We start from the raw sequence: 23,330 nt of genomic DNA, 5'->3' as shown, positions 1-23,330 counted from the left end.
GAGCTCGATTGCACCCCATTTAGAGGAAGAGCGACTTAGCGACATGACGAATGACCCGAGGTATTCGCCACCGCCGCAGCAGCCGGGATACCGCAGCGCGCCCAACCAGCCTTTCGAGTCCGGTGTGGCGCCCGGGTACGGCCAGGGGCCGCAGCAACCGTACGGTCAGCACTACGACTGGCGGTACCACCAGGGCCAGCCTTCGCAGACAACGCAATACCGTCGGCCCTACGAGCCGTTCGGTGACACCGGGTCGGGCACCATCTCCGGTGGCACCGGCCCGGGCCGAATCCCCGGCGGCACCGGTGTGGGTTCGATCCCCGGCGGCACTGGCGCGGGCCCGATACCCGGCATGCTGCCGCCGATGGGCCCCCCGCGTGGCCCGCAGAAGCGATCACGTGCCGGCCTGCTGGCCGCGGGGGCGGTCGCGATCGCGGTGGTGTCGGCCGGTATCGGCGGCGCGGCGGCCACCCTGGTCGAGCTCAACACGCACTCCACGATCGCCAGCGGCACCGGCAAATCCTCGGGGGCCACGCCGGGTGTTCCGGCGGCAAACATGGCGCCCGGGACCGTCGAACAGGTCGCCGCGAAAGTGGTACCCAGCGTCGTGATGTTGGAGACCGACCTCGGGCGCGCGTCGGAAGAAGGCTCCGGCATCATCTTGTCCTCCGACGGGCTGATCCTGACCAACAACCACGTCATCGCCGCCGCCGCCGGCCCGTCCCGAGGACCGGGTGGACCCGGCGGATCACCGTTGCCGCCGGGCGGACCCGGGGGACCGGCCAACCCCACCCCGAAGACAACCGTCACTTTCTCCGACGGCCGCACCGCACCGTTCACGGTGGTGGGCGCCGATCCCACCAGCGACATCGCCGTCGTGCGGGTGCAGGGTGTCTCCGGGCTGACCCCCATCGCGATGGGCTCGTCGTCGGACGTGCGGGTCGGACAGCCGGTGATCGCGATCGGGTCACCGCTGGGGCTGTCGGGCACGGTGACCACCGGCATCATCAGCGCGTTGAACCGGCCGGTGTCGACGACGGGCGAGTCCGGCAACCAGAACACGGTGCTGGACGCGATCCAGACCGACGCCGCCATCAACCCGGGTAACTCCGGTGGCGCGCTGGTCAACCTGAGTGGACAGCTGGTCGGCGTCAACTCCGCGATCGCGACCCTGGGCTCGGATTCGCCGGATGCTCAAAGCGGTTCGATCGGGCTGGGCTTCGCGATTCCCGTCGACCAGGCCAAACGCATCGCCGACGAGCTGATCAGCAGCGGTAAGGCCACCCATGCCTCGCTGGGTGTGCAGGTGACCAGCGACAAGAGCACCCCCGGCGCCAAGGTTGTCGACGTCGTGCAAGGCGGTGCGGCCGCCAACGCCGGCCTGCCCAAGAATGTGGTGGTCACCAAGGTTGACGACCGCCCGATCAACAACGCCGATGCGCTGGTCGCCGCCGTGCGGTCCAAGGCGCCCGGCGACAAGGTAACGCTGACCTTCTCCGATCCCGGCGGCGGCAGCCGGACCGTGCAGGTCACCCTCGGCAAGGCGGATTCGTGATGAGAGTCGATGAGCCCATCTCGGAGCTCGGATATACGGTGTCACCCATGGAAACGGGTGCGGAATTGGTAGTCGGCCGGGCGTTGGTCGTCGTGGTCGACGATCGCACCGCGCACGGCGACGAGGACCACAGCGGACCGTTGGTCACCGAGCTTTTGACCGAGGCCGGGTTCGTGGTCGACGGTGTGGTCGCGGTGGCGGCCGACGAGGTCGAGATCCGCAACGCGCTGAACACCGCGGTGATCGGCGGCGTCGACCTGGTGGTGTCCGTCGGCGGGACCGGTGTCACCCCGCGCGACGTCACCCCGGAGGCAACGCGGGAGATCCTGGACCGCGAAATCCTGGGCATCGCCGAGGCCATTCGCGCCTCCGGGCTGTCGGCCGGGATCATCGACGCCGGACTGTCGCGTGGTCTGGCCGGGGTGTCGGGCAGCACGTTGGTGGTCAACCTCGCCGGTTCGCGCTACGCGGTGCGCGACGGGATGGCCACGCTGAATCCGCTCGCGGCCCAGATCATCGGGCAGTTATCCAGCCTCGAGATTTAAACTCCGCCGAGCGCCCGGATTGCGTTACCGCGACTCGGCATCGGCGCGGGGCCCGTGCTCGGGTGGCGGTGTGGTGTCGGTGCCGCCGTGTCGGCCCGACGAGGTGGCGCCGTTGGTCTGGGCGAGCAGGTCGCGGATCTCGGTGAGCAAGACGACCTGAGCGTCGTCCGCCTGCTCGACCTCACCGCGCTTGCGAAATGTGTTGTACGGCAACACAATCAGGAAGTACACCACCGCAGCGACCAACACGAAGTTGATGGCAGCCGACAGCAAGACGTTCAGGTCGATGGTCTGCCCGCCACCGATGCCGATTTTCAGGATCCCGACGTCGGATTGCTGGTTGACCCCGATGCGATTGATCAGCGGCGAGATGATGCTGTCGGTGAACTTGGTGACCAACGCGGTGAACGCAGTACCGATGACCACCGCGACGGACAGGTCGACGATATTGCCCCGCGCGAGGAACTCCTTGAACCCCTTGAGCATTCCGACGTCCTTTCTGGGCTGGATACAGTCTGCTGCGGGTGTGGCGCCGGCGCCAGGCACTTCAGTGCAGGGTGAGGGTCACCGCCTGCCCCAAGACCGAGCCTGCCACCGTATTCGCCACGCGAGCCGGCAGCGCAACTAACACTACGCGGTCACCGTCGGCGGCCTGGGCTTTCTCCCGCGGCGACACGAGGACCACGACCGCGTCGGTCGCCACCACCTTGCTAACCGCCGGGCTGTTGGCGGCCGGGTCGTTTTCCGGGGCGGCCAGCACGTCGACAACGTCGCCTGCGCGCACGAGGTCAATCAAGGCGCCGTCCGCCAGATGCAGCGGCACGATCCGGGCGCCGGGCCCGGCCGTGACCTCGGCGAGCCGGCTGCCCAGCAGCCGGACATCGGTGAGCACCTCACCTCGGCGCGTCGGACTGGTCAGCGTGGATCCGAGCACCGCGCCCAAGTCGGTCTGTGAACCATCGGGAAGCGTTGTCGCCAAACGTCTTTCGACGCGTACATCGTCGGGCGTCAACGCCGTACCGGGGGGAAGATCGTGAGTGGCCACCACCGCGTCGGCCTGGTCGCCGCCGGGATCCGGGCGCAACGCCGCGACGCCGGCCAACACGACGAGCCCGCCCGCGAGCACGCGGCGAGCCAGCACGGTGCGGGTCCAATCGGGGCGCAGCGACCCCGACAACCGGCGCAACGCCGTCGGATTCAGCGACGATTCGCCCACGCCGTCACGCTAGGTGCCACCCGGCCCCGGGGTTGTCGGTCAGCGATTCCTACTGTGGATAACTAGCTCGCCGCGGCCGCCGTCGATGACGCCGACGACGTCGAAGACTTCTCGCTAGAGCTCGACTTGTCGCTGGAACTCGACTTCTCGCCGGAGCCGGAGCTCTCGCCGGACCCGTTGGTCGACGAGCCGTTGCTCGCGGCTGACTTCTTACCGGACTCACGGCTGTCGGTGCGGTAGAAGCCGCTGCCCTTGAACACCACGCCCACGGAGTTGAAGAGCTTGCGCAGTCGGCCCGCACACTTTTGGCAGGTGGTCAACGCGTCATCGGTGAAGGCTTGCACCACGTCAAAGCGGTCGCCGCACGCGGTGCACGCGTAGCTGTAGGTCGGCACTGAAAACCTCCATCAGATAAGTCTCGTTAGCACTCTACAGTGCACGAGTGCTAAAACGGCCATGAATTCCATCTCATTCCCCGGCCCGCAGCGCTACGAGTCCCCGGCCCGGGGTGAGCACGTGGGTCATCGGCACGTCATGCGGATCGGCCGGCAATTCGTCGACGAACTCGGCATCGCGCACCAACGCGATCAGGCGGGCCTGCGGATTTCTGCCGTCCAGCGAGCGGTCGTAAAACCCGCAGCCCCGGCCCAGCCGCGTGCCCCGGCGGTCGACGGCCAGCGCCGGGACGAGCACCATCTCGGCCTCCGCGAGCGCGGACTCCGATAACCACGGCGCGGGCGGTTCGAGTAGCCCCCACCGACCGGAGACCAACTCTCCCGGGCGGTACACGCCCCATCGCAGCCGCATCGGCGTGCCGTCGTCGCTGGTGCGGGCGACCGGCAACAGCACCCGGCGTGCGCGCGCCAGCAACGTGTCCAGCATCGTCACCGACCCCGGTTCGGTGCCGACCGGCACGTACGCGCAGACCGTGCTGCCGCTGCTCACCGCGAGCCCCAACTGGTCGTTGAGCTTTCGCGCTTCAGCAGCGCGGATATCCTGGGCAACGCCGCTGCGAGCCGCCAAGACTTGCTCGCGCAGTGCAGCTTTGGTCGGGGCTGTCATGTGTCAACGATGACAGGACGGGAATTCGGCCTGCCATGCGGCGGCGGCAAACCCGATGAGCGCTAAGGTGTGAACGATGTCACGGCCAGATGAAGTACCGATCCCGTACACGGCGATCGTCCCGGCAGCCGGTCTGGGTACCCGCTTCTTGCCGGCCACCAAGACGGTGCCGAAAGAGCTGCTGCCCGTGGTCGACACGCCGGGCATCGAGCTGGTGGCCGAAGAGGCCGCCGCAGCCGGCGCCGAGCGGTTGGTGATCATCACCTCCGAGGGCAAGGACGGCGTCGTCGCGCACTTCGTCGAGGATCTGGTGCTCGAGGGCACCCTGGAGGCGCGCGGCAAGAAGGCCATGCTCGACAAGGTGCGGCGCGCACCGCAGCTGATCAAGGTGGAGTCGGTGGTGCAGGCCGAGCCGCTCGGGCTCGGGCACGCGATCAGCTGCGTGGAGCCCACGCTGACCGCCGACGAGGACGCCGTCATGGTGCTGCTGCCCGACGACCTGGTGTTGCCGACGGGCGTGCTGGAGACCATGGCCAAGGTGCGCGCCGAGCACGGCGGCACCGTGCTGTGCGCCATCGAGGTCACACCCGAGGAGATCAGCGCCTACGGCGTGTTCGACGTCGAACCGGTTGCCGGTCGCGGGTTCGCCGCCAATCCGGACGTCCTCAAGGTCAACGGCATGGTCGAAAAGCCCAAGGCCGAAGACGCCCCGTCGATGTACGCCGCAGCGGGCCGCTACGTCCTCGACCGTGCCGTTTTCGACGCGCTGCGCCGCATCGACCGGGGGGCCGGCGGCGAGGTGCAGCTCACCGACGCAATCGCGCTGTTGATCAAGGAGGGCCACCCGGTTCACGTCGTCGTGCATCGCGGATCTCGACACGACTTGGGAAATCCCGGCGGCTACCTCAAGGCTGCGGTTGACTTTGCATTGGATCGTGACGACTACGGCCCGGAATTGCGGCGGTGGTTGGTGGCGCGATTGGGCCTGAACGAGCAGTAGCCGGCCGCATGCCGGTGCCGGTGGACGGTCGGCGATCGGGCTCGGTCCGTTTACCGGGCCCGATACGGCGCCCGTCAAGATTGACGGCAGGGAGGCGCGGCCAGTGCGTTCGGTGGAAGAACAGCAAGCCCGGATAACAGCGGCGGCGGTAGCCCCGCGTCCGATACGTGTTGCCATCGCGGAGGCGCAGGGGTTAATGTGCGCCGAAGAAGTGGTGACCGAGCGCCCGCTGCCCGGGTTCGACCAGGCGGCGATCGACGGCTACGCGGTGCGCAGCGTGGACGTGCTGGGGATCGGCGAAGTGGGCGGTGATCTGTCGCTCGACGAAACCGGCGAGCCGCTGGCGGACGACGACAACGTGGGTGGCCTGGTCCTGCCGGTGATGGGAACGATCGAGGCGGGTGCCCGCACGCCCAGCCGGCTGCAGCCGCGCCAGGCCGTGCGCGTACAGACCGGGGCGCCGCTGCCCACGCTGGCCGACGCAGTACTGCCGCTGCGCTGGACCGACGGCGGCACCTCGAAGGTGCGGATCCTGCGCGGGGCGCCGTCGGGTGCCTACGTGCGCCGGGCCGGCGACGACGTCCAGCCCGGCGACGTCGCGGTGCGGGCCGGCACCATCATCGGGGCCGCGCAGGTGGGCCTGCTCGCCGCCGTCGGCCGGGAACGGGTGCTGGTCCATCCGCGGCCACGGGTGTCGGTGATGGCCGTGGGCGGCGAGCTGGTGGACATCTCGCGGACACCGAGCAACGGCCAGGTCTACGACGTCAACTCCTATGCCCTGGCGGCCGCGGCCCGGGATGCCGGTGCGGAGGTCAACCGCATCGGCATCGTGTCCAACAACCCCAAGGAACTCGGCGAGATCGTCCAGGGCCAGATCAACCGCGCCGAGGTCGTGGTGATTGCCGGGGGAGTCGGCGGTGCGGCCGCCGAGGCGGTGCGGGTGGTGCTCTCCGAGATGGGCGACATGGAGGTGGTCCGGGTCGCGATGCATCCGGGCTCGGTGCAGGGTTTCGGGCAGCTGGGCCGCGAGGGCGTGCCGGTATTTTTGCTGCCGGCCAACCCGGTCAGCGCGCTGGTGGTCTTCGAGGTGATGGTTCGACCGCTGATCCGGCTGTCGCTGGGCAAGCGGCAGCCCATGCGTCGCATCGTGCAGGCCCGGACGTTGTCGCCGATTACCTCGGTCGCCGGGCGCAAGGGCTACCTGCGCGGCCAGCTGATGCGCGATCAGGACAGCGGCGAGTATCTTGTGCAGGCGCTGGGCGGGGGGCCGGGAGCGTCGTCGCACTTGCTCGCGACCTTGGCTGAGGCAAACTGTCTGGTTGTGGTGCCCAGTGGGGCCGAACAGATCCGGACCGGTGAAATCGTCGACGTCGCGTTCCTGGCCCAGCGCGGCTGATCCCGACGACTGCGCACGCTCGTGAACCTCTTGCGCTCCAACTCTCGTCATCCCGGCTGGCCCGCATCCGTCGGGCCGTTGCGGGTCGCGGCGGGCGTCATCCGGTTGCGGGCGGTGCGGATGCGCGACGGCGCCCAATGGAGCCGCCACCGGTTGGCCGACCGCGCGCATCTGGAGCCGTGGGAGCCGACGGCCGAGGGGGACTGGACGGCCCGGCACACCGTCGCGGCGTGGCCGGCCCTGTGTTCGGGGCTGCGTGCCGAGGCCCGCAGCGGCCGGATGCTGCCATATGTGATCGAGCTCGACGGACAGTTCTGCGGGCAGCTGACCATCGGCAACGTCACGCACGGGGCGTTGCGATCGGCGTGGATCGGTTACTGGGTGGCCAGCTCCGCGACGGGGGGTGGGGTGGCGACCGGGGCGCTGGCGCTGGGTCTCGATCATTGCTTCGGGCCGGTCATGCTGCATCGCGTGGAGGCCACCGTGCGCCCGGAGAACGTGGCGAGCCGGGCCGTGCTGGCGAAGGTCGGGTTCCGTGAAGAGGGCCTGCTGCGCCGCTACCTCGAGGTCGATCGGGCCTGGCGCGATCATCTGCTGATGGCCATCACCGCCGAAGAGGTGTACGGGTCGGTGACCTCGTCGCTGGTCCGCGCCGGGCACGCCCGCTGGGCGTAACTCCTTGACGCCTCGTTCCGGTGCTCGATCATCCACCGCCGCGCCGAAACCGCAATAATTCTGTTGCCAACGTGACATATGTGGCGTGTGATGCTTGATTGACGCAAATTACAGGTGTGTAATTGCGCTGGTCACAGGTCCCGACCGCGTGGGTCACCTCGTGGGGGATTCGGCCAGAAGGAGCAGGTCATCATGCCAAGCATCCCGCAGTCGCTGTTGTGGATCTCCCTCGTGGTGCTGTGGCTGTTCGTGCTGGTCCCCATGCTGATCAGCAAACGCGACGCCGTGCGACGGACCAGCGACGTGGCGTTGGCCACCCGGGTGCTCAACGGCGGCGCCGGGTCGAGGCTGCTGCGGCGCACGGGTCCGGCCGCGGGGCACCGCAGCGATCCGCACTGGAAGCCGGAGGAAGACACGTCCGACCTGTCTGATCGCGATGAGGCCGACCTTTCTGAGCGCGACGATGCCGAGGTCAACGACGATCATGATGCCGAGACCGAGGAGCTGCGGCCCGCCCGGCCCGTCGTCATGAAGATGCCGGTCGCCGAGCCCGAGTACCTGGACGTCGACGTCGTCGAGGATTCGGGTGCCTTGCCCGCCGCGGCCGACGCGGAGGTCACCGAACCCGTACTCGCACCGGTTGATCAGGACGACGAAGCCGAGGACGACGAAGCCGAGGACGAGACCGCCGAGGATCACCTCGACGACGAGTACGAATACGTCGAGGACTCGTCCGGGCTGGAGCCCGAGGCAGAGGACGAGGCTCCGCGAGAGCGCGTCGTTCCGGCCAGCGCACAGCGCCGACGTCGCTTCGACACCAAGACCGCGGCCGCCGTCACCGCGCGAAAGTACGCCTTCCGCAAGAAGGTGTTGATGATGATGGCGGTCATCCTGGTCGGTTCGGCGACGGTAGCCTTCGAGGTCACGCCGAGCGCCTGGTGGGTCTGTGGGTTCGCCACCACGATCACCGTTTTGTACCTGGGCTATCTGCGCCGCCAGACCAGGATCGAGGAGAAGGTCCGCCGCCGCCGCGCCCAGCGGATGACCCGTGCGCGGTTCGGCGTGGAGAACACTCGCGACCGCGACTACGACGTCGTCCCGTCCCGGCTGCGCCGGCCCGGCGCCGTGGTCCTGGAGATCGACGACGAGGACCCGATCTTCGAGCATCTCGACTACGGAATGCCCCAGCAGAACTACGGCTGGCCGCGGGACCTGCCGCGTGCCGTCGGCCAGTAGTGCCTGGCGGTGCTGGGCGCCGCGAGGAACTGGTAGCCTGCTAGCGGTCAGGGGCTATGGCGCAGTTGGTAGCGCGACTCGTTCGCATCGAGTAGGTCAGGGGTTCGATTCCCCTTAGCTCCACAATATTTGAGCAGGTCAGCGGTTCACTTGCCCGCCCGCAGTGCGGCAACAACATTCGCGTACATGGTTGATTTGATCGCGCCGAGGGTGCCCGGGTCCTTGCCGAGCAACGGTTGGACCTTGGTTGCCGCGGCGTTGACGACTTCGGCTTCCGCTGCGACATCGTCGACGAGTCCCGCGGCGAGTGCTTCCTCGCCGCCGTAACGGTGGCCGGTCGTCATCGCGGTCACCGCGGTCTGCGGCAACAGTTTCGCCTGGATCAGGGCCGCCATGCCGGCGGTGAAGGGGATGCGGATGTCGACTTCCGGGAAGCAGAAGTACCCGCGTTCGTCGCGCATGATGCGGTAGTCATGGGCGACGGCGAGCATGGAACCCGCGCCGAAGGCGTGTCCGTTCACGGCGGCGACGGTGGGTACCCGCAGCGTCAGCACCCGGCCGAACAGCTGCTGTACCCGGTTGACGTACCACTCGGTGTGGTCACCGTTGGCCATCAGCCAATCCAGGTCCAGGCCGTTGGTGTAAAACTTGCCCACCCCGGTGGTGATCAGGGCCTGCGCGTCCTTCTCGACCTCGTCGAGTGCGGCGCTGACGGCGTCGAGCCAGTCCGGTGAGAAACGGTTCTCGTCGTCGCCGAGGGTGAGCACAGCGATCTTGTCGCGATATTCCAGGGTGGGGGTCACGAGCGGGTCCTTTCGTAGCGGTCCGCCGGGCGGGCTCAGGGCGCGGCCGGCGGAATGGTCAGCACGGCGCGCACCGCGGCGGCGAGCCGGTCGCGTGCGGCGGCGTCCGCATAGCGCCCACCGCGCACCAGCAGCGCAGTCGGCAACTCGACGATGCAAACGCGGATCAGGTCCACGGCTTCCCTGTCCTTGCGGTCCCACAGGCTCACGGACAGGCGGATGAAGACCGCCACCAGTGCGTCGTCGAGTCTGCGTAGCGCCTCGGCCAGGTCGTCGGGCACGGCCCCGGACCGCAACAGGTCGTCGCGGGAGACCGTCAGCAGGAACTGCGCGGAAGTCTCGTCCTGATCGAGAAATGTGGCTGGGCACAACGCCGTTGCGACGACGGCCTCTACCGCGGTGGCCTCGGTGCACCGGTCACCGGAGCCCTGGAGCGCCTGGTCCACCGTACTGCGCTGCAGCGCCAAGAACTGCTCCGCGGCGCGCAACCATGCGCGGGCCAACAAGCCGGTGCGGGATCCAAATGCGTGGTACAGCGCGCCATTTGACACCGAAGCCGCCTCCGACAGGGCGCGAACGGTGACGGCGGCAATCCCCTCGCGGACCGCGAGCCCCGCCGCGATGTCGAGCACCTCATCGAGGTCGTGCAGGCGAGGTCGCGGCATGGACACACAATAACAGAGCAGTCGCTCTAAAATCTATTCGAGGAGATCGCTCGGGAATAAATCGCTGCGGGGCCCCTATCATCCGGTTATGAATAGGGCTTTCGTCGTTACCTTCGCCGTGGGCTTGCTCCTCGCCGTGTTCGGCTCGATCTGGGCGCTGCAGGGCTTCGGGGTGCTCGGCGGCAGCCCGATGAGCAACACCACGACCTGGTCCATCATCGGTCCGATCACCGGCGTCGTCGGCCTGCTCATCGCGCTGTGGAGCTGGCGCAAATTCTCGTCGCGATAGTCGCGTAGGGCGGTAAGGCTTAGGCCACGGTGAATTCAACCGTGTGCCAACCCGTGGCGCCGTCGGGAATGCTTTCGGCCTGCTCGGAGGTTTGCACCGCGCCGGTGTTGTCGATCGCCCGCACTGTAATCGTCTGTCTCCCAGGGATTTTCGCTTGCCACGGAAAACTCCACAACCGCCACGTCTGGTTCGAATAGCTGGCGCCGAGTGCGGCCGGCTGCCAGTCGGCGTCGCCAATGCGGACCTGCACCGCGCGAACGCCGCGATTCTGCGCCCACGCGACGCCGCCGAACACCACCGGACCCCGGGCCACCCGCTGGCCGCCCTTGGGCACATCGATGCGTGACTCCGTCTTGATCGGTGCGCGCGGCGCCCAACCGAGCCGCGTCCAGTACGCCTTCGCCCGATCGAAACGGGTCAGCTCCAGATCGACGACCCACTTGGTGGCCGACACGTATCCGTAGAGTCCCGGGACCACCAACCGGGCGGGGTAGCCGTGTTCGATCGGGAGCGGCTGCCCGTTGAGGCCGATCGCCAGAAGAGCGTCGCGGCCGTCGATGACCGCCTCGGTGGGCGTCCCGGCGGTGAACCCGTCGACCGACGTCGAGAGCACCATATCGGCGTCGGGATGCACGCCGGCAGCCTTCAGCAGATCGGCCAGCCGGTACCCCGTCCATGTGCCGGTCGAAATCAGCTCGCCGCCAACGGGGTTGGAGACACAGGTCAACGTCGCGACGGCTTCAACGACGTCGAAGCGATCCAGATCATCGAAGCTGTAGGTGACTTCGCGGTCCACCATGCCGTGGATGCGCAGCCGCCAGTCACCGTGGCTGAGTTGGGGCACGCTCAGCGCGGTGTCCACCCGGTAGAAATCGGGACTGGGAGTGATAAAGCTTGGCAGCGCAACACCCTTCGGCTGCACATCGGCGGGTATCGGCGCCGCCGGGACGTGGGGCCGGGGAAGCGCCAGCTTGCTGCGATCGCCGGCGACCGAGTGCGCCAGCCGGGTCCCGACGGCGCCGATCACCCCGCTCACCACCCCGAGCCCCAGCAGCCCGTATACGACCAGCCCGCGCCGGCGGGCATCCGGCTGACGTTCTTCGGGTACGCCGTCAGGACTCCCGATGACCGGCCAGAACCGGCGGCTGAGCAGGCGAAGCACCGCCACCCCGCAGGCGGTGCCCACCACGGTGGGCGCAACGTCGAGGGCCGTGGCACCCTGCCGGGACAGCACCGCGAGACCGCCCAGCACACCCGCCGCGACGAACATCATGCTGCCGATCGGGCGGCGCCGGGTTTCCAGACTGCCGGCCATGGCCGCGATCACCGCGATCACCACCAGAACCGCGACGGCCAAAAACAGCTTGTCCATGGAACCCAGCGTCTGGATCGCCCACTCTTTGACGGGCCCCGGTGTCAGATCGACGACCGCCGAACCGACCGCGGTGCGGGCATCGGCCTTGGCCCCGAACGGGATGGCCCCCAGTTGCGTCGTGCCCAGCGAGATGGACGCCGCGGCGACCCCTACCACCATCTGCTCGTTCGATGCGGCGACACTGGCCATCGGGTCACTCTACGCGCGGGCGCTTAACACACGGCAAACGCGTTGCCGGACAGGCGAACCGCCGATTGAGCGGGGCGGGACAACCCCCGCGCCGGGCACTTGCGGAATGTGCTGCGCCGACGCGAGTTGAGTCGTAGCGTGGGAGATATCACCGGCAATCCGCAGCCCGACCGGGGCGCGGCTGCCCCCACTGGCCGCGAGTCGCTGCTCGATCAGACGGGTGTGGTGCAGGCGGTCGGTCGCCGGACCGTGGGATGGTTGAAGGACCTGTTGGAACGGCTGCATCCCGACGCCACCTATGCCGAAAAGGACATTTCGCCCTACCTCTGGCCGAACGCCACGCCACCGACATCCGCCGAGTACCGCCGATTGCCAGCCGAAAGCTGGAAGGGCCTGGAAAGGCTACGCGCTGCCCAAACACGCGGCCATCACCCAGCATTACTGCATTCAAGGCTGGTCCGGCATCGCCAAATGGGGCGGTGTGCGCATGTCGGACATTCTCGATATCGTCCGCCCGCAACCGGCGGCCCGCTGGGTGGTGTTCTACTCCTTCGCCGACAGGCCCGGAGGGCCGATCGAGGGCCGGTACTACGACTGCCACAAGATCGAGCACATGCGCGAGCCGACGTGCCTGCTCGCCTACGAGATGAACGACGAACGGCTCAACGAATTCCACGGTGCGCCGCTCCGGCTTCAGGCAGGTCAAGTGGATTGCAGCGATCGAATTCGTGGACAGCTTTCCCACCTGGGCTTCGGGCACGGCGGATACAACGAAGACCACGAGTTCTATGGTTACCGGACGCCGATCTGATAGTCGGCCGGCGCCGAATCGGCACTGCGGGCGGGATAGGCGTGGATCATCGCTGTGGCCAGCCTGGGCACCGCATGCATCAGGTCGTGCTCGGATTCGTGCGCAATCCGATGTGCGGCAGCCAAACTCAGCGCCGGGTCGATGTCGAGTACGGCATCGGCGTGCAGCCGGTGCCCGATCCAGCGCATCCGTACGCTGCGGACCGAACGCACCCCCGGCCGAGCGGCCAGCGTGACCTCGGCGGCGTCGATGAGCTTTGGATCGACACCGTCCATCAACCGGCGGAACACATCGCGCACCGCGGTACGCAGCACTGCCAGGATGGCCGCCGTGATCACCAGACCGATGATCGGGTCGGCCAGCGGGAAGCCCAGCGCCACACCGCCGGCGCCGATCAGCACCGCCAACGAGGTGAACCCGTCGGTGCGGGCGTGCAGGCCGTCGGCGACGAGGGCGGCCGAGCCGATGCGGCGGCCGACCCGGATGCGGTAGAGGGCCACCCACTCGTTTCCGACGAAGCCGATGACGCCGGCCAGCGCAACCCAGCCCACGTGGTCGATGGGGCGCGGCGTGATCAGTCGCTGCACCGCCTCGTAGCCGGCAATGACGGCCGAAAGCGCGATCATGGCCACCACGAACAGTCCGGCGAGATCCTCCACCCGGCCGAAGCCGTACGTGTAGCGACGTGTTGCGGCCTTGGTGCTCAATGCAAATGCGATCCACAGCGGCACGGCGGTGAGTGCGTCGGAGAAGTTGTGAATGGTGTCGGCGGCCAGCGCGATGGACCCGGAGATTGCCACGATGACGATCTGCGCGATCGCGGTCGTCGCTAGGACCAGCAAGCTGAGCTTGACGGCTCGGATACCGTCGGCGCTGGATTCCAGTTCGCTATCGACGCTGTCTGCGGCGTCGTGGGAATGCGGTGCGAAGACCTGTCGGAGCGCACCGCGCAGACCTTTCGGATGGTCATGTGCGTGGTCGTGGTCGTGGTCATGTGCGTGGTCGTGTGCGTGGTGGTGATCGCTCATCGCCCCTTGGTCCTTCGCGGCTGACGCGCGGTCGTGATGCCCCGCACGTCGGCATCGTTGCGGTGATGGGACGGCACGCCGGGGCCGGCGTGTTCGGCGTTGAACACCGCATCGCTGACCAGCTGGCCGACGTGTTCGTTCTCCAGGCTGTAGAAGATCGTGGTGCCGGCCCGCCGGGTGCGCACCAATCGGGCCATCCGCAACTTGGCCAGGTGCTGGGACACCGACGGCGCCGGTTTGTCCACCTTTTCCGCGAGCTCGTTGACCGAGGACTCTTTCTCGGTCAGGGCCCATAACACCCGAATACGGGTGGGGTCGGCCAACATTCGGAAGATCTCGACGATCAGGCTGACCTGGTCGTCCGCCAGCGGGGTTGCAGCATTATCTGCATGCATACGTAGATATTAGCTAACGTGACAGGGCTTAGCCACCGGTTCCGAGTCATCCGTGCGATACCGGCGTCAGAATTTGGCGACGGCCCCGGCATCGATCGGGAGCGCCGCCCCGGTGATGTATTGCGACTCGTCGGAGGCGAGAAACAGCACGGCATTGCTGACCGCGCGGGCCTCGATGACCGGCACCGGCAGCATGTGGAAGTGACCGAGCACCGCGGCGGTGTCGTCCATCGTCGGGTTGGGCAGGTCCGGCCGCAGCGTGCGGTGGAATTGTTCGTTGTCGATCATCGGCGTGCGGACGTTGCCGGGGTGGATCGAGTTGACCCGAATCAGCTGTGGCGCAAGCTCATTCGCAAGGGAGTGCATGAGTCCGACGACGCCGTGCTTGGCCGAGGCATAGTGCGCCATGTAGGCGCCGCCGCGCAGCCCCAGCATGGAGCTGACCAGGATGATGGATCCACCGCGGCCATCGGACATGTGCGGCACCGCCACCTTGGTGGTGTGCCAGACCCCGGTGAGATTGATGTCGAGCATCGTTTGCCAGGCCGCCTCCTCCAGCAACGCCGACGGCGCGGGACTGCCGCTGATGCCGGCATTGGCGACCACCACATCGGGCCGGCCCAGTTGGTCGATGCCTTGCTGCAGCGCGTCGCGCAGCCCGGCGAGGTCTCGAACATCGGCCTTGGCGGTGACGATGCGCCGGTCCAGTTTCTCGACCAGCGCGGCGGTCTCGTCGAGATCGTCGTCGGTGGCGCCCGGATAGATGACGCCCTCGACGTCGTTGCACAGGTCCACCGCGATGATGTCGGCGCCCTCCTCGGCGAGGCGCACCGCGTGTTCTCGACCCTGGCCACGCGCCGCACCCGTGATGAACGCGACCTTGCCGGCCACTCTGCCAACGGCGTTTGTCATGTTGCCCACGATATCGTCGGCCCCCACGCCCGGTTGCGCAGGAGCCGCAACCCGTTGAGGGCGACGATGACGGCGGACCCTTCGTGCCCGGCCACGCCGAGCGGCAGTGGCAGGTCGCCGACGAGATCGGCAGCGACCAGTCCGACGATGAACGTGGCCGCGATGAAGAGGTTGGCGATGACGACCCGGCGCGCGCGGCGGGCCAATGTGAGCACCGCGGGGATCGTCGCCAACTCGTCCCGGACGGTCACCGCGTCGGCGGTGTCCAGCGTGAGGTCGGCCCCGTTGCGGCCCATCGCGATTGACGAGTGCGCGCAAGCCATTGCGGGCGCGTCGTTGATGCCGTCGCCGACGAACAGCACCCGGTGACCGTCGGCCGCCAGGCGGCGCACGGCGGCGACTTTGTCGTCGGGCAACAGGTTGGCTCGGACGTCGGTGATCCCGACCTGTGCGGCCAGGTGCTCGGCGGTCGGTTGGGCATCGCCGGTCAGCAGGACCGGCGGTGCCGACGTGAGCGTGGCGATGGTGCGGATGACGGAGTCGGTTCCCAGCCGGACGGTGTCGTCCAGTCCCAGTACACCGACGGCCCGTCCATCGACCAACACGAGCACGGCGGTGATGCCGTCGCGTTCCAGCTCGCCCACGCCAGGAAGGCGGGTGGGAGCTGCGCGCGGACTGAGCACTTCCACCGTCTGCTCGCCGACGCGTGCGCGCACACCGCGTCCCGGCAGCGCCCGGAAGTCGGCAGCACCGGACACGGTGAGCCCGCGGGCGTGAGCGGCGCCGACGATGGCGCGTCCGAGCGGGTGCTCGCTGAATTGCTCTGCGCTGGCGGCGATCCGTAGCACGGCGTGCTCGGAATAGCGGTCGTCGAGGATGGTGATGCCGGCCAGCCGCAGCGATCCCGTAGTCAGGGTGCCGGTCTTGTCGATCGTCACCTGTGTGGTGTCGGCAAGGTGTTCCATCGCCACCGCCGATTTGACCAGCACGCCATGACGCCCGGCGTTGGCGATGGCGCACAGCAGCGGGGGCATGGTGGCCAATACCACCGCGCACGGCGAGGCGACGATCATGAACGTCATCGCCCGAAGCAGCGTCGGCTGAAATGCCGCGCCCGCCACCAGGGGAACCGTGAAAAGCGCCACGGTCGCCGCGACGACGCCGACGGAATAGCGCTGCTCGACCTTCTCGATGAACAGCTGCGTTGTGGCTTTGCTGGCCGACGCCCGGGCGACGAGGGCAACGATGCGGGCCACGACCGTGTCGGACGGATCGTTGGTGACGCGAATCCGCAGTGCCCCAGCGGTATTGAGCGTACCGGCGAACACGTCGTCGTCGACGGTCTTGCCGACCGGCAGGGGCTCGCCGGTCACCGACGACTGATCGACCTCCGACGCTCCCTCGACGACGACACCGTCGGCCGCGATGCGTTCACCGGGTCGCACGCTGACAACGTCACCGACACGGAGGGTGTCGGCGTCCACCGATTCTTCGATGCCGTCGGCACCGATGCGGACGGCGCGCGAGGGCGCCAGGTCGAGCAGGCCCCGCACCGAATCCTCGGTGCGCTTGGTTGCCGCGTCCTCCAGGGCGCCCGAGGTCGCGAAGATCACAATCAGCAGCGCGCCGTCGACGATCTGGCCGATACCGGCCGCGCCGACGGCCGCGACCACCATCAGCAGGTCGACGTCGAGGGCACGAGAACGCAACGCCTGCAACCCTTCCCGCGCGGGCTGCCAGCCGCCGGTCAGATAGCATGCCAGGTAACACGCCCACCAACTCCATGCGGGCGCGCCGAGCAGCTGTGCGGTGAGTCCGGCCAGGAACAACAGCACGGCCGCCGAGGCCCAGCGCACCGCGGCGAGGGACCATAGCCCGGAGTGCTTTGGCCGCGCCACCGACGGGGTGGGCATCGCCTGCACGGTGGCGCAACTCATCGACGTCCCCTCAGCAACCGGATTGCAACATGTACACATGTAAAGCTCTACATATGTCATATCAGTTGGCGCCGCGTGCTTCAATTGGGGGATGGGACATGGAGTCGAAGGCAGGGTGACGCCACCCGCCACGCTCGACTCCGCCGCCGCCGTCAAAATCGCCGAGACCCTGCAAGCCTTGGCGTCACCCAATCGTTTGATGATCCTCACCCGGTTGCGGCAGTCGCCGTGTTCGGTCGGCGAGTTGTCCACCGCCGTCGGGATGGAGCAACCCGCGGTGTCGCACCAACTGCGGCTGCTGCGCGCGCTCGGGCTGGTCGCCGGTGATCGCAACGGCCGCCACATCGTCTACCGGCTCTACGACAATCACGTCGCCCAGCTCCTTGACGAGGCCGTGTACCACATCGAGCACCTGCGCCTCGGTGCGAGCGACACGAGCATCCAACGCGCCTGAGGCGCAAGGTGTTTCGCTGGCCTCCGGCTAAGCGTCACTCTTATTGAACATGTTTTTCGACAAAGGTTGCGCGCACCGGTATCGTACGGGTGATTTTAATGAAAACGATTGTCAATAAGGCTGAGGAGGCTGCGGATGAAGCCCGACATCCACCCCGACTACCACCCCGTGGTCTTCCAAGACGCCACCACTGGCGCGATGTTCCTCACCCGATCGACCATGACGAGCTCACGCACCATCGAGTGGCAGACACCCAACGGCGTCGAGACCTACCCGCTGGTCGTAGTCGAGGTCACTTCCGATTCACATCCGTTTTGGACCGGGGCGCGCCGAATCCTCGACACCGCGGGCCAAGTGGAAAAGTTCCACCGCCGCTACGGCAACCGCCGCTGACCATCGGCGTGCCCCTAGTGCGCGTGCACACTCCACGCCGGCAGCGGATCGGCGTACGCTGCCCAGCGCTGCGGACCGTCGGCCACTTCGGCGTCGGTCAACAGCGCCGATGTCATGAGCCGCAGGACTGCGTCGCGGTCGAGCTTGATGCCGATGAACACGATCTCTTGTCCGGGCGGGAAGTCGGCCGTCGACCAGTACTGCGCCGGTTCGATCGTCAGGTTGGGCCCGGCCTGCGACCACACCGCCAAAAGATCGGGACGGCTGGCGATCCAGCAAAAACCCTTGCTGCGCAACAAACCTTGCAACCGATCCAGCGCTGCGTGCAAGCGTTGCGGGTGGAAGGGGCGGCGTGCGCGGAACGTCACGCTGCTGATTCCGTATTCCTGTGTTTCCGGAGTGTGGCCGCCGCTGCGCTCTTGTTCCCAGCTCGGTAATTCCGCGGCGAGTTCGGGGTCGAACCGACCCGTGCCGAGCACCTCCGACAGCGCCACCCGGCCGTGGTCGGCGAGCACCAGGCGCGCCGAGGGATTCAGCCGCCGTAGCACCGCGGTCACCCGGGCGCAGGCATCCGCGCTGACCAGATCGGCCTTGTTGAGCACTAGAACGTCGGCGAATTCCACCTGATCGACGAGCAGATCGGCGATGGTGCGGATGTCGGCCTGGTCGACGGCGAGGTCGCGAGCCGCCAGCGCCTCGCCGCGCGCCAGCTCGCGCAGAAACGTCGAGGCGTCCACCACCGTGACCATCGTGTCGAGGCGGGCGACGTCGCTCAGGCTGAACCCGTCGTCGAACGTCCAGCTGAAGCTCGCGGCGACCGGCATCGGTTCGGAGATGCCCGTCGACTCGATCAGCAGATAGTCGAAGCGGCCCGTCGCCGCGAGGCGGGCCACCGATTCGATGAGGTCTTCGCGCAACGTGCAGCAGATGCAGCCGTTGGTCAACTCGACCAACTTCTCTTCGGTGCGGTCCAGATGTCCCGTCCCGGCGACCAGCGCGGCGTCGATGTTCACCTCGCTCATGTCGTTGACGATCACCGCAACTCGCCGGCCTTCGCGGTTGGCCAGGACATGGTTGAGCACGGTGGTCTTGCCTGCTCCCAGGAAACCGGAAAGCACGGTCACGGGCAGCAGGTCAGCGCGCGGCGAGGACATGCCTTAATGGTAATGATTTTCAATAAAGCGGCAACGCCGCCGCGCGGCCCCGCCCGGTTGGAAAAATTCAGCTGAACTTTCGATAAGAGCGCGTGGCGGCAACAAATTAGATACGTTCACGGATCTAATGTGGTGGGGATGACTATCGAGTACTACTTACAGAAGGTGCCCGTCGAGTCCGTCCGGCCGGGATTCTCGCTGGCCGTTCACGACGACGGCGATTACCGGTTGTTCCAGGTCGAGTGCACACAGATGTCGCAGCGGGCCGGCCTACCGACCATGTTCAAGCTCACCTCTGAGCCCGTCGACGGCGGGGCGCCCTGGGTCCTGGAATGCGAAGAGGGCACGCCGGTGGTGCGCATCCTGGGCGTGGCCAAGGCGGCGTCCTAATCCGACGTGCCCGGCTTTGCCGCGACGACGAACTGCACCGCGCGCCGGGTCTGCTGCTCGATGACGATCAGGCCCGCCGCGGTAAACAGGTCGACGAACTCGTGCCCGTCGAACATCGTGAGCCCGATGCCACGCGCGCTCGCCGTCATGAGTTGCCGCAGCGGCGCGACGTGCGGGGCATAGCTGGTCAGGATCGCGATCCGCCCGCCGGGTTTGAGCACCCGCACCATTTCACCCGTCACGCCGAACGGCTCCGGCATCAAGTACAGGGCACCGAAACAGCAGACGGCGTCGAAGATGTCGTCGCCGAAGGGCAGCAGGCGGGCGTCGCCGCGGACATAACACGTGCGTGGACCGCTATTGTCGGCGACGGCACGGGTCAGCATCGACTCGGAGATGTCGAATCCGACGGCCAACCCGTCTTCGGGCAGCTCCGCCGCCAGGGGAGCGGTGAAATTGCCGGGGCCGCAAGCCACGTCGAGCAGCCGGTGAGTCGAAGACAATCGCAGCGCCGACGCGGCCCGGATCTGCTCGGCGCGTTGCGTCAACCCGCTGGCGAGGTAAAACGCGGTGGGCCGCCACAGGCGTTCGTAGACCCTGGCCACGAGGGGACTGTTCATGGCGTGCTGCGCGACCGTTGGGACCGGCGCGCTCGTCGCCGCACCCAGCACGTCGAGGAATCCATGGCGCAGCTGCGCCGGCCGGTTCAGCAGGCCGCGGGTCGACTCGACCGGATCCAGGCTCATTGCATTGGACGGTAATGCAACGCAACGCAGGCCCCCGGTGCGGGCGCCGTCGGACGCGGTGATAATCATTTTCATCAACTGTCATGAGATGCCAATCCGGGTGCGTTAGATGAGGGCCGAACGCCGACCGCGTTTCGGGTCGATGGAAGTCCTGGTCTTCGGCTTGGTGATCTTCGCGATCTCCGGGACGTGGCTGCGGGCCATCGTGGCCAACAGCGCCGCGCTGGCCACCGCGGGCACCGTGTTCTGCGGGGTGTTCGTCCAAGCTCTGCCGTTTCTGGGCCTCGGCGTGGTGGTCAGCGGACTGATCGCGGTGTTCGTGCCGCCCGAGCGGCTGCTGCGCTGGCTGCCACGCCGGCCGGCGGCGGCCGTGCTTGCCGCCGGCGTCGTCGGGGCGGCGCTGCCGGGCTGCGAATGCGGCTCGGTGCCGGTGGCCCGGCGGCTGTTCGGCGACGGCGGCGCCACAGGTGCGGCGGCCCTGACGTTCATGCTCGCCGCGCCAGCCATCAACCCGGTCGTGGTGGTCGCCACGGCCGTCGCGTTTCCGGGGCAGCCGAAGATGGTCGTCGCGCGGGTGGCCGCGTCGTTGCTGACGGCGGTGGTGATGGGGTGGGCATGGTCGCGGTGGGGCCGTGCCGAATGGATCAGCCGCCGGCTTCCCACCCACGAATCACACGGCCCGGCAACACGATCCAACTGGGCCGTGTTCTGCGAAGTGGCGCGCCACGACTTCCTGCAGGCCGCGGCCTACCTGGTGGTCGGCGCGGCCGCGGCGGCGGCCCTGCACGTGCTGGTGCCGCCGTGGATCTTCGAACACGTCGGCGCGCATCTGGTCCTCGGCGTCGTCGCGATGGCGGCGCTGGCGGTCGTCCTGGCGGTGTGCTCGGAGGCCGACGCCTTCGTGGCGTCGAGTCTGACGATGGTGCCGCTGGTGCCGCGGCTGGTGTTCTTGGTCGTCGGGCCGGCGATCGACGTCAAGCTGGTGGCGATGCAATCCGGGATGTTCGGCCGCGCCTTCGCCACCCGCTTCGGCCCCGCGACACTCGTCGTCGCCGCCCTGGCCGCGACCCTGGTCGGCCTGCTGCTGCTGGGCGGCTCGCCATGAAACGCGAAACCGAGAACACCGTCCTGCTGCTGGTCGGGCTGAGCATCGCGATGATCCTGGCCACCGGGGTGTTCACCCGCTACGTCAAGCCGACGCTGCTGCCGTGGCTCGGGCTGACCGCCGCGCTGCTGATCGGGCTTGCCCTGGTGGCCATCGTCGGCGACGTCCGCCGCGGCGGAGCGCATCACCACCACGATCACGGCGACGGACACACCCACCGCGGCGGTGTGGTGTGGTTGCTCGCCGTGCCCGTCGTGGTACTGATCTTCGTCACCCCTCCGGCACTGCGGCCCCAGGCGGCCACCGGTTCGGTCACCAACGTCTCCAACGACGTTCTGCGCCAAGCCTATCCGCCGCTACCACCGGGTGTTGCGCCGGAAGTGTCGCTGCCCGACGTCATGATGCGGGCAGCCAACGACACCACCGGATCGCTGAACGACCGGCTGATCACCGTCACCGGTTTCGTCCTCAACGAACCCGGCGGAGTCGACCTCGCCCGCATCGTCATCATCTGCTGCGCCGCCGACGCCCAGCTGGCCCGCGTCCATCTGCGCGACCACGGCGGCGCCGCCACCCTGCACTACGCCGACAACACCTGGCTGCGGGTCCAGGGTGTCGTGACACCCGCCGAGCGGCGGCCGCACACGCCCCCCATCCCGACGCTGCGAGCAGTCACAATGACACCGATCGCCGCGCCGCCGAACCCCTACGCCTGACCCAAAACGCCGACAGCCGCGCTGGTGAGCCGTCGGGCTCGGGCGACCAGCGCAGGCGATCGCGTCGAAACAGACGCCCCCGAATCCGTGCGCGGGCGCCGCTGCGGGTCTCCTTCGCCGGGGGCGGCACCGACGTCGCGCCGTTCCCGACTCTCGAAGGTGGCTGCGTGTCATGGGATCGCCGGCAAAGTTCCACGGAACCCGCGACATCGGTGGGCCAGGTTGTTGCTGCCCCGGCCGCAAACGCCATAACCTGAGCCAATCGGACCGCAAGATGGGCCGCCGTGGCCGAACTGATCGGCGCGCGGGCAGAAGAACTCGCCACGATGGACATCTTCGAAGGATGCTCCATCGATGACTTGGAGCCGTTGGCGTCCTGTCTGCAGCCGCTGCGGGCCGCGGCCGGCCAGATCCTGATGCAGCAGGGCGAGCAGGCCGTCTCGTTTCTGCTCATCTCCTCGGGCACCGCTGAGATCAGACACATCGGCGCCGACGGCGCCGTGTCGGTGGGCGAGGCCGCCGCCGGCACGATCATCGGCGAGATCGCCCTGCTCCGCGAAAGTCGGCGCATCGCCACGGTCACCACGGCCCAACCGCTGACCGGGTGGATCGGCGACAACGACGCCTTCACCCGGTTGGTGCATATCCCCGGCATCATGCCCCGGCTGCTGCGCACGGTCCGCCAGCGCCTGGCCGAGTTCGTCACGCCGATTCCGATCCAGGTGCGCGACGGCACCGGCCTGCTGCTGCGCCCGGTGCTGCCCGGCGACGATCAGCGCACGGTACACGGCCACATCCGTTTCTCCAGCGAGACGCTGTATCGACGGTTCATGACCGCCCGGATGCCTTCGCCGGCCCTGATGCACTACCTGTCCGAGGTCGACTACGTCGACCACTTCGTCTGGGTCGTCACCGACGGCACCGACCCCGTGGCCGACGCCCGGTTTGTCCGCGACGAACACGATCCGACCGTCGCCGAGATCGCCTTCACCGTCGCCGATGCCTATCAGGGCCGGGGCGTCGGGAGCTTTCTGATCGGCGCGCTGTCGATAGCGGCCGAGGTCGAAGGCGTCGAAAGGTTCACCGCGCGAATGCTTTCCGACAACTTGCCGATGCGCACGATCATGGACCGGTACGGCGCGGTCTGGCGGCGCGAAGACATCGGCGTCATCACCACCGTCATCGATGTGCCGCGCGGGCGCGACCTGCACATCAAACGCGCCCTGGCCAGCGAGATCCGACGCGTCGCCCGCCAGGTGATCGAGGCACTCGGCTGATCCGGC

27 protein-coding genes and 1 tRNA gene are annotated in these 23,330 nt (G+C 67.9%); 15 read left to right on the top strand and 13 right to left on the bottom strand.

Annotated elements, in window-relative coordinates; translation table 11 throughout:
* Positions 1-43: 43 nt before the first annotated feature.
* Together AWC25_RS01865 and AWC25_RS01860 are read left to right on the top strand one after the other, a co-directional pair.
* On the top strand, positions 44-1,555 hold the full coding sequence (locus AWC25_RS01865) for a S1C family serine protease (protein WP_069400551.1): 1,512 nt from the start codon (positions 44-46) through the stop codon (positions 1,553-1,555).
* Positions 1,555-2,100 (top strand): MogA/MoaB family molybdenum cofactor biosynthesis protein, encoded by a 546-nt coding sequence (locus AWC25_RS01860; RefSeq protein ID WP_069400550.1) that lies wholly within the window; start codon positions 1,555-1,557, stop codon positions 2,098-2,100. Before AWC25_RS01865 ends, AWC25_RS01860 begins: the two co-directional genes overlap by 1 nt.
* A gap of 24 nt (positions 2,101-2,124) precedes the next feature.
* Here the strand turns inward: AWC25_RS01860 and mscL are convergent, their stop codons facing one another.
* The 4 genes from mscL to AWC25_RS01840 form a co-directional block, all read right to left on the bottom strand.
* Positions 2,125-2,586, bottom strand: a complete 462-nt coding sequence (mscL, locus tag AWC25_RS01855; protein WP_069400549.1) for a large-conductance mechanosensitive channel protein MscL — start codon at positions 2,584-2,586, stop codon at positions 2,125-2,127.
* Between the two features lie 61 nt (positions 2,587-2,647).
* Complete coding sequence (locus tag AWC25_RS01850; RefSeq protein ID WP_069400548.1) at positions 2,648-3,316, bottom strand: SAF domain-containing protein; 669 nt, start codon at positions 3,314-3,316, stop codon at positions 2,648-2,650.
* Between the two features lie 62 nt (positions 3,317-3,378).
* On the bottom strand, positions 3,379-3,711 hold the full coding sequence (locus AWC25_RS01845) for an FmdB family zinc ribbon protein (protein ID WP_085166259.1): 333 nt from the start codon (positions 3,709-3,711) through the stop codon (positions 3,379-3,381).
* A 73-nt stretch (positions 3,712-3,784) separates the two neighbouring features.
* The gene (locus AWC25_RS01840) at positions 3,785-4,378 is read right to left on the bottom strand and encodes a 5-formyltetrahydrofolate cyclo-ligase (RefSeq protein WP_085166258.1); all 594 of its coding nucleotides are present in this window, start codon (positions 4,376-4,378) and stop codon (positions 3,785-3,787) included.
* A gap of 76 nt (positions 4,379-4,454) precedes the next feature.
* Here AWC25_RS01840 and AWC25_RS01835 point away from each other — a divergent pair, with 76 nt between their 5' ends.
* The 5 genes from AWC25_RS01835 to AWC25_RS01815 all read left to right on the top strand — a co-directional run bounded on the left by AWC25_RS01835 (position 4,455) and on the right by AWC25_RS01815 (position 8,808).
* Positions 4,455-5,378: a UTP--glucose-1-phosphate uridylyltransferase gene (locus tag AWC25_RS01835; RefSeq protein ID WP_069400545.1), complete on the top strand. Its 924-nt coding sequence runs from the start codon at positions 4,455-4,457 to the stop codon at positions 5,376-5,378.
* 103 nt (positions 5,379-5,481) lie between these two features.
* Entirely contained in the window at positions 5,482-6,774 is a 1,293-nt protein-coding gene (gene glp / locus AWC25_RS01830) for a molybdotransferase-like divisome protein Glp (protein WP_069400544.1), read from the top strand.
* Positions 6,775-6,795: 21 nt separating this feature from the next.
* On the top strand, positions 6,796-7,449 hold the full coding sequence (locus AWC25_RS01825) for a GNAT family N-acetyltransferase (RefSeq protein ID WP_069400543.1): 654 nt from the start codon (positions 6,796-6,798) through the stop codon (positions 7,447-7,449).
* A 192-nt stretch (positions 7,450-7,641) separates the two neighbouring features.
* Positions 7,642-8,685, top strand: a complete 1,044-nt coding sequence (gene sepX / locus AWC25_RS01820; RefSeq protein ID WP_069400542.1) for a divisome protein SepX/GlpR — start codon at positions 7,642-7,644, stop codon at positions 8,683-8,685.
* Positions 8,686-8,735: 50 nt separating this feature from the next.
* Positions 8,736-8,808 (top strand) — tRNA-Ala (locus tag AWC25_RS01815).
* Positions 8,809-8,831: 23 nt separating this feature from the next.
* On the opposite strand, the gene AWC25_RS01810 is transcribed toward AWC25_RS01815, so the two are convergent.
* Both AWC25_RS01810 and AWC25_RS01805 read right to left on the bottom strand, forming a co-directional pair.
* Positions 8,832-9,488, bottom strand: a complete 657-nt coding sequence (locus AWC25_RS01810; RefSeq protein ID WP_069400541.1) for an enoyl-CoA hydratase/isomerase family protein — start codon at positions 9,486-9,488, stop codon at positions 8,832-8,834.
* Positions 9,489-9,523: 35 nt separating this feature from the next.
* A complete protein-coding gene (locus AWC25_RS01805) occupies positions 9,524-10,153 on the bottom strand; it encodes a TetR/AcrR family transcriptional regulator (RefSeq protein WP_069400540.1) in 630 nt (209 codons plus the stop codon).
* A gap of 88 nt (positions 10,154-10,241) precedes the next feature.
* On the opposite strand from AWC25_RS01805, the gene AWC25_RS01800 reads away from it, so the two are divergent.
* Entirely contained in the window at positions 10,242-10,442 is a 201-nt protein-coding gene (locus AWC25_RS01800) for a hypothetical protein (protein WP_069400539.1), read from the top strand.
* 19 nt (positions 10,443-10,461) lie between these two features.
* On the opposite strand, the gene AWC25_RS01795 is transcribed toward AWC25_RS01800, so the two are convergent.
* A complete protein-coding gene (locus AWC25_RS01795; protein WP_069400538.1) occupies positions 10,462-12,006 on the bottom strand; it encodes a molybdopterin-dependent oxidoreductase in 1,545 nt (514 codons plus the stop codon).
* Between the two features lie 487 nt (positions 12,007-12,493).
* On the opposite strand from AWC25_RS01795, the gene AWC25_RS27750 reads away from it, so the two are divergent.
* Complete coding sequence (locus AWC25_RS27750; RefSeq protein WP_069400537.1) at positions 12,494-12,817, top strand: molybdopterin-dependent oxidoreductase; 324 nt, start codon at positions 12,494-12,496, stop codon at positions 12,815-12,817.
* Here AWC25_RS27750 and AWC25_RS01785 read toward each other — a convergent pair.
* The 4 genes from AWC25_RS01785 to AWC25_RS01770 form a co-directional block, all read right to left on the bottom strand.
* Positions 12,799-13,845 (bottom strand): cation diffusion facilitator family transporter, encoded by a 1,047-nt coding sequence (locus tag AWC25_RS01785; protein ID WP_069400536.1) that lies wholly within the window; start codon positions 13,843-13,845, stop codon positions 12,799-12,801. The two genes, AWC25_RS27750 and AWC25_RS01785, sit on opposite strands and share 19 nt — an antisense overlap.
* On the bottom strand, positions 13,842-14,240 hold the full coding sequence (locus AWC25_RS01780; RefSeq protein WP_069400535.1) for an ArsR/SmtB family transcription factor: 399 nt from the start codon (positions 14,238-14,240) through the stop codon (positions 13,842-13,844). The genes AWC25_RS01785 and AWC25_RS01780 overlap by 4 nt, the downstream gene beginning before the upstream one ends.
* A gap of 66 nt (positions 14,241-14,306) precedes the next feature.
* Positions 14,307-15,152: a mycofactocin-coupled SDR family oxidoreductase gene (locus AWC25_RS01775; RefSeq protein ID WP_069400572.1), complete on the bottom strand. Its 846-nt coding sequence runs from the start codon at positions 15,150-15,152 to the stop codon at positions 14,307-14,309.
* The gene (locus AWC25_RS01770) at positions 15,149-17,089 is read right to left on the bottom strand and encodes a heavy metal translocating P-type ATPase (protein ID WP_085166257.1); all 1,941 of its coding nucleotides are present in this window, start codon (positions 17,087-17,089) and stop codon (positions 15,149-15,151) included. The genes AWC25_RS01775 and AWC25_RS01770 overlap by 4 nt, the downstream gene beginning before the upstream one ends.
* A gap of 91 nt (positions 17,090-17,180) precedes the next feature.
* Between AWC25_RS01770 and AWC25_RS01765 the strand changes: the two genes are divergently transcribed.
* Positions 17,181-17,543 carry an ArsR/SmtB family transcription factor gene (locus AWC25_RS01765; protein WP_069400533.1) on the top strand — a complete coding sequence of 121 codons (363 nt, stop codon included), beginning with the start codon at positions 17,181-17,183 and terminating at the stop codon, positions 17,541-17,543.
* Between the two features lie 135 nt (positions 17,544-17,678).
* The gene (locus tag AWC25_RS01760; RefSeq protein WP_069400532.1) at positions 17,679-17,936 is read left to right on the top strand and encodes a type B 50S ribosomal protein L31; all 258 of its coding nucleotides are present in this window, start codon (positions 17,679-17,681) and stop codon (positions 17,934-17,936) included.
* Positions 17,937-17,950: 14 nt separating this feature from the next.
* Here the strand turns inward: AWC25_RS01760 and AWC25_RS01755 are convergent, their stop codons facing one another.
* Entirely contained in the window at positions 17,951-19,090 is a 1,140-nt protein-coding gene (locus AWC25_RS01755; protein WP_069400531.1) for a GTP-binding protein, read from the bottom strand.
* Positions 19,091-19,228: 138 nt separating this feature from the next.
* On the opposite strand from AWC25_RS01755, the gene AWC25_RS01750 reads away from it, so the two are divergent.
* Entirely contained in the window at positions 19,229-19,480 is a 252-nt protein-coding gene (locus AWC25_RS01750; protein ID WP_069400530.1) for a hypothetical protein, read from the top strand.
* Here the strand turns inward: AWC25_RS01750 and AWC25_RS01745 are convergent.
* Positions 19,477-20,226 (bottom strand): class I SAM-dependent methyltransferase, encoded by a 750-nt coding sequence (locus tag AWC25_RS01745; RefSeq protein WP_085166343.1) that lies wholly within the window; start codon positions 20,224-20,226, stop codon positions 19,477-19,479. The two genes, AWC25_RS01750 and AWC25_RS01745, sit on opposite strands and share 4 nt — an antisense overlap.
* A gap of 109 nt (positions 20,227-20,335) precedes the next feature.
* Here AWC25_RS01745 and AWC25_RS01740 point away from each other — a divergent pair, with 109 nt between their 5' ends.
* The 3 genes from AWC25_RS01740 to AWC25_RS01730 all read left to right on the top strand — a co-directional run bounded on the left by AWC25_RS01740 (position 20,336) and on the right by AWC25_RS01730 (position 23,324).
* Positions 20,336-21,331 (top strand): permease, encoded by a 996-nt coding sequence (locus tag AWC25_RS01740; protein ID WP_069400529.1) that lies wholly within the window; start codon positions 20,336-20,338, stop codon positions 21,329-21,331.
* Positions 21,328-22,047 carry a TIGR03943 family putative permease subunit gene (locus AWC25_RS01735; protein WP_069400528.1) on the top strand — a complete coding sequence of 240 codons (720 nt, stop codon included), beginning with the start codon at positions 21,328-21,330 and terminating at the stop codon, positions 22,045-22,047. Before AWC25_RS01740 ends, AWC25_RS01735 begins: the two co-directional genes overlap by 4 nt.
* A gap of 284 nt (positions 22,048-22,331) precedes the next feature.
* Positions 22,332-23,324 (top strand): GNAT family N-acetyltransferase, encoded by a 993-nt coding sequence (locus tag AWC25_RS01730; RefSeq protein WP_069400527.1) that lies wholly within the window; start codon positions 22,332-22,334, stop codon positions 23,322-23,324.
* The last annotated feature ends 6 nt before the right edge of the window (positions 23,325-23,330 follow it).

Source organism: Mycobacterium sherrisii (assembly GCF_002102355.1).
GTDB lineage: Bacteria > Actinomycetota > Actinomycetes > Mycobacteriales > Mycobacteriaceae > Mycobacterium > Mycobacterium sherrisii.
The sequence above is the reverse complement of the archived record's forward strand: the minus strand, read 5'-3'. Positions and strand labels throughout refer to the sequence as shown.